This is a genomic window from Borrelia hispanica CRI, assembly GCF_000500065.1.
GTDB classification, from domain to species: domain Bacteria; phylum Spirochaetota; class Spirochaetia; order Borreliales; family Borreliaceae; genus Borrelia; species Borrelia hispanica.
The window spans coordinates 1-5,130 of the sequence record NZ_AYOU01000157.1 but is presented as its reverse complement, the minus strand read 5'-3'; the positions used below and the strand labels follow the sequence as shown (position 1 = coordinate 5,130).

At 24.2% G+C, this 5,130-nt stretch carries 5 protein-coding genes and 1 pseudogene; 5 read left to right on the top strand and 1 reads right to left on the bottom strand.

Annotated features, from left to right (window positions below; translation table 11 throughout):
• A pseudogene (locus U880_RS0106390) lies at nt 1-683 on the bottom strand (DUF244 domain-containing protein); the annotation flags it as partial.
• A gap of 218 nt (nt 684-901) precedes the next feature.
• Between U880_RS0106390 and U880_RS0106385 the strand changes: the two are divergent.
• The 5 genes from U880_RS0106385 to U880_RS0106365 all read left to right on the top strand — a co-directional run.
• On the top strand, nt 902-2,014 hold the full coding sequence (locus U880_RS0106385; RefSeq protein ID WP_024655228.1) for a plasmid maintenance protein: 1,113 nt from the start codon (nt 902-904) through the stop codon (nt 2,012-2,014).
• A gap of 9 nt (nt 2,015-2,023) precedes the next feature.
• Nucleotides 2,024-2,674 carry a DUF226 domain-containing protein gene (locus tag U880_RS0106380; RefSeq protein WP_024655227.1) on the top strand — a complete coding sequence of 217 codons (651 nt, stop codon included), beginning with the start codon at nt 2,024-2,026 and terminating at the stop codon, nt 2,672-2,674.
• On the top strand, nt 2,650-3,393 hold the full coding sequence (locus U880_RS0106375; RefSeq protein WP_024655226.1) for a ParA family protein: 744 nt from the start codon (nt 2,650-2,652) through the stop codon (nt 3,391-3,393). The genes U880_RS0106380 and U880_RS0106375 overlap by 25 nt, the downstream gene beginning before the upstream one ends.
• A 100-nt stretch (nt 3,394-3,493) precedes the next feature.
• On the top strand, nt 3,494-4,018 hold the full coding sequence (locus U880_RS10330; RefSeq protein ID WP_038359555.1) for a chromosome replication/partitioning protein: 525 nt from the start codon (nt 3,494-3,496) through the stop codon (nt 4,016-4,018).
• A 576-nt stretch (nt 4,019-4,594) separates the two neighbouring features.
• The coding region (locus tag U880_RS0106365; protein ID WP_024655225.1) for a recombinase RecT at nt 4,595-5,130 on the top strand (536 nt) is incomplete at its 3' end.

The window sequence follows — 5,130 nt, the reverse complement described above, 5'->3', positions numbered from 1 at the left end:
TGTGCTTGAACATAATATTTAAAGAAATATTTACTTTCTAAAAAATTACCTGTTTGATTATATTCTGTAATAGCTGATGTTAAATAATTACTATCACTACATTTAATCTCTAATAGTTCTGTTTCACCTTGATTATTTATAAACCAACCATCTATTATTGCACCAACAAGATTATCTCCTCTACCTACTCGTTTGAAGTAATTATATTTGTCTATTCCATTAGCATATTTGTTTTTGTGTAAAATTTGTATATTATCAGAATAAATACGTAGAAACTCAGCAAATTCTAAATTTTCTAATGCTTTTCCTTTTTTAATATGCAAATTATCTTTATATGGAACTTCTTTCCCAAAAAATTTAAGTACTCTACTTACAATTAATTCAGAAGCAGCATCAGCACCAAGAAATATACTACCAACTTCACTAGCACCAAATCTTGTTAATCCTTCACGTTGAATAGAAAAATCTACTTTACTATTAAACTTGAAATATTCATTCTTTTTGATACCAGGTAATTTACGTCCTATTTTGCTCATTTTACTTACATTAGTTTGTTTATTATTATCAGAATCTGGTGTTGGAACAAAAGATTCTAAACCTTTAATAACTTGTTGGGTGTATAAATCTTGACAATTCATTTTTTTTACTCCATTATTAATTTTTGTGATATCATTTTTACTCATAATAATTTAACTCCTTATTTTTGCATATGTTTTACATACATAATAATATATAGCAAAAACTAAATTTAACAAATTTTTATGTAAAGTTTTTGTAAAAACTTTACATAAAAAAACATTTTTAGTATAAATAAGTTTACTTTTCGATGTATTTTCGTTATCATATTTATATAGCTATCTTATTAGTTATGTAAACATGTATAATTAAGGAGACATAAGCCATGCTTAGAAAGAAAACAACTTGCAAGAATAAATATCAACATAAATTGATAACTTTAATATCCACAATATCCTATATAAACAGACAATTCAAGAAATACTCTCAAAATAGAATCCTTTACTATTTCAATGGCAATTTAAAAAGAAATGGACACAAAGAAATAAAAATCAAAACACTACAAAGCTATTTATACAAACTAGAAAAAGAATTTCAAGTAACTAGTAACTATTATCAACACTTAGGAATTAATATGGGTACTGCAATTTATTACAAACTTCAGTATTCAAAAAAAGAATGTTATCGAAGAATTAACAAAAACTTTAAAGAAAGAAAAGAAAACAGACATTTAAACCGAGTAGATAAATATTATCAAAATAAAAAGGCATGCAATAAAAATAGTAGTGTAGAAAAATGGGAGTGTATTAATAATATAAATAATAATAATAAAGAAGAAAAGATAAAATTAATCGAAAAGCTTCAAGTCATGAAATATGTTAAAAAATGCAAATTTAAAACAGATGAATTTCTTTCTATTTTGAATTTAAAAATAAGTAAAGATGAGAAAATTAAAGCTTTAAGAGAAATGAAAAAGAATGAAAATCGATCACAAAAGAATTTGCACAATGAAATCAGATATAATGGAAATAATAAAAGCAAATTGCAATTTAAACAACAAGAATTGAGTAGAATATTATATGAAGCAAAGGTTAAATTAGAAAAAGAAGGGTATATTGAAAAACAATTAGAAAAAGAGGTGCAAAAGGTATATGAAAATTATAAAAGCAAGCCGCATTTTATTATAGAAAACGATAAGTATGATGATTTAAAAAAGATAATAGGCAAAATTGAGATGTTGTGTGAAAAAGATAGGAAGGATGTACAAAATAATGAGAGAAATATCAAAGATAATATATTTAGCATATTGCTTGATCAATTAAGACATAAAACAAGCATTGAAATTCTTTTGCCAGTGCTTAAAAATTACTTAAACAAACAAGAAAAATTGGATTATCGTAAAGCATTCAATAATCAATACTATTATGAATTATTGGAATTGCTAGAAAATAAAGAAAATTATTGTAAATTGCAAAATTTTAAAGAAAGTATTCATTAAGGATTAGTTATGGAAAGTATATTAGAACGTCTTAAATCAAAAAGAAAAGAAATAATAGCAACAAAAGAAACAAAAGAGATAGAAAAAATAGAAAAAGTAAAAGAAATAGAAGAAGTAAAAAAAGTAGAAAATGCAACAAACTTTGATCCAAAACGCGCAATTTTTTTTAAAATTGAAGATAAAGATGGTAGAAAAATATATCACACAAAAATTATGAATGATTTGTATACATTTGGGATTCACAAGAGACAAAAACATAAATTTTTTCTTGCGTTTAGAGAATTGTTTAACAAAAAGAAAATGAGAGCATTTAATTTATTTCCTTTAAAAGAAGATAATAAATTTTTAGGGATACATTATGGATATAGAAAACCACTACAAAATATTGTAACAAAATATAGAGATAAAGAAGAAGGTGTTATTAAGGCGTATACATTTTCAAAAGTGTGTTACATAGAATTTAAACTTAAAAATGGAAGCATATATTGCTATATGAGAGGCATGTCTCGTTTATTAAAAATTGAAAAAATTGGAACTGAGTATAATGAATTATTGATTGAACGCATAGAGAGCTTAGAAAAGCAAGTATATGAATATTATGGCAAAGAATTGCCAGAAGGAGGCATGATAACTAAATGGATAAAGAAAAACCAAAAATAATTAGTATTGCATCGATTAAAGGTGGTGTTGGTAAAAGTACGAGTGCTATCATATTTGCAATATTGTTATCAAAAAAATATAGAGTATTGCTTATAGATATGGACACACAAGCATCAACCACTAGTTATTTTTATGGAATTTTTGAACAAAACAATTTTAACATAGTTTCTAGAAATATATATAGGGTTCTTAAAGGTGCTATAAATATTAATAGGTCTATTGTGTCAGTAGATAAAAATTTGGATTTAATACCTAGTTATTTAAGTCTTCATTTATTTAACAAAGAAGTGATTAATTTTAAAGAATTAAAATTAAAGGAAGCATTAACTTTTTTAAAAGCAAAATATGATTTTATCATATTAGATACTAATCCTAGTTTAGATTATACGTTAACAAATGCTTTAGTAGTAAGTGATTGTGCTATAATTCCAATGATAGCAGAAAAATGGGCTGTTGAAAGTTTGCAAATACTTGAGTTTTATATGAAGGATTTAAAGTTGAAAATACCGACTTTTATTTTTATTACAAAGTTTAAGAAAAATAATTCACATAAATTTTTGTTAGAAAATTTACAAGCAAAAAATAATTTTTTGGGATTTATATCAGAACGAGAGGATTTAAATAAGAAAATCGCAGAAAATAATATTTTTGATTTGAATAAAGATTATATGAAGGAATATCAAGGTGTATTAGATGTTCTTTTTAAAAAAAACAAATAATATAAAAGTAAATTTAATAAAGTTTAAAAGGTTTAATTTTATACATATAAAGGAGTAAGCATGTATGGTTCAGGATCTGAACTATGTGTAAGTGTTAAATATGAATATAAAGATAAATGACAGAGTTCTAGCAAATAAAGAAGAACAACAAGATGTAAGAAATTATTATAATTCTTTAAAAGATAAATTAAAAGAAAATTTCAAAAGAGAAATTTATTACAAAGTAGAGAGTATGAAAATTTTAAAAGAAATAAAAGATAATGAGTATTATAAGCTGGATAATTATAAAAGTTTTGAAGGTTTTATTAAAGACTATAAAGTAGCTAAAACTCAAGCGTATGCGTACTTGAGACTAGCTAATGCATTACACGATGGTATTATTGAAGAGAATTATATTATTGAAAATGGTATTCATAATGCATTAGATTTAATAGGCCATGAAGGAAGTAAAACGGTACGAAAATCAAAACAAAACAAAATAAAGCCCTTAAGATTTCAACTTAAAAAACAAGCAAGTTATGATTTTTATAAAAAAAATTCTAAGTTTACAGGATATTTGTTAGATATGCTTTTTGAAAATGAAAAAGAGATAATTGAAAAGTTTTTAAAAAAATTTAAAGAGTAGAAGTGAGTTTGATTAAATATTATTAATATAAAAACTTTAATCTTTATTAATTAATTTGTTAAAAAAATGTAAATAAATTATGAATAAACACTATATTGGCATGTTGTCTATTCATAGTTGTAGTTATTACTAATATCATTTTTATGTAAGAGTACTAATTGATTTTAATTGATATTTGAGATAAAGTAGTAGTACTCATAGGTAGATCATGATTGATCTACCTTAATGTATATGTTCATATTAAGTGGATTTTGGCTCTTACTTAAGAATGCTTTTTAAGTCTTTTTAAGTAAGGGTTAAACTTTTTTGTTTTTGTTGTAAAATACTAATTGATTTTAATTGATATTTGAGATAAAGTAATAGTACTCATAGTTAGATCATGGTTGATCTACCTTAATGTATATGTTCATATTAAGTGGATTTTGGCCCTTACTTAAGAATACTTTTTAAGTCTTTTTAAGTAAGGGCTAAACTTTTTTAAGTATGTTTTTTTTGAATAAAAGTTGACAAAAAATAATTTTTATTGTATATTATTATGTATGTAAAACATATACAAAAATAAGGAGTTAAATTATTATGAGTAAAAATGATATATTAAAAAATCAATCACCAAATACAGTAGATGTAATAATAGATAAAATGAATTCAAGTAATATTGCAGAAGTATGGGAAACATACAAGATTATGCATAATCTTAACAAGATAGATGCTTATTCAGAACGAGAAATTTTAACTTTATTACAAGTAAACAAATTAAATCCATTTAAGAAGGAAGCATACATAATACCATTCAATGGACGTTATACAGTTGTAGTAGCATATCAAACATTGCTTATACGTGCATATGAAGCTGGATATAACAAGTATGATCTTGACTTTGAAGAGAAATTGGTTAAATCTCTTAAGATTGATTCTAAAGGTAATAAGGCGATACAAGAAGATTGGCAGTGTACAGCTTTTTTCAAATCAGATGATGGTATTCGTTATAGTTTTTCTGTTTTACTTAGTGAGTATTTTAAGAACACACCTATTTGGAGAGAAAAGCCAGTATTCATGTTAAGAAAATGTGCTGTAAGTTGTTTATGTAGAACTTTACCAGGTTCAGGACTTGA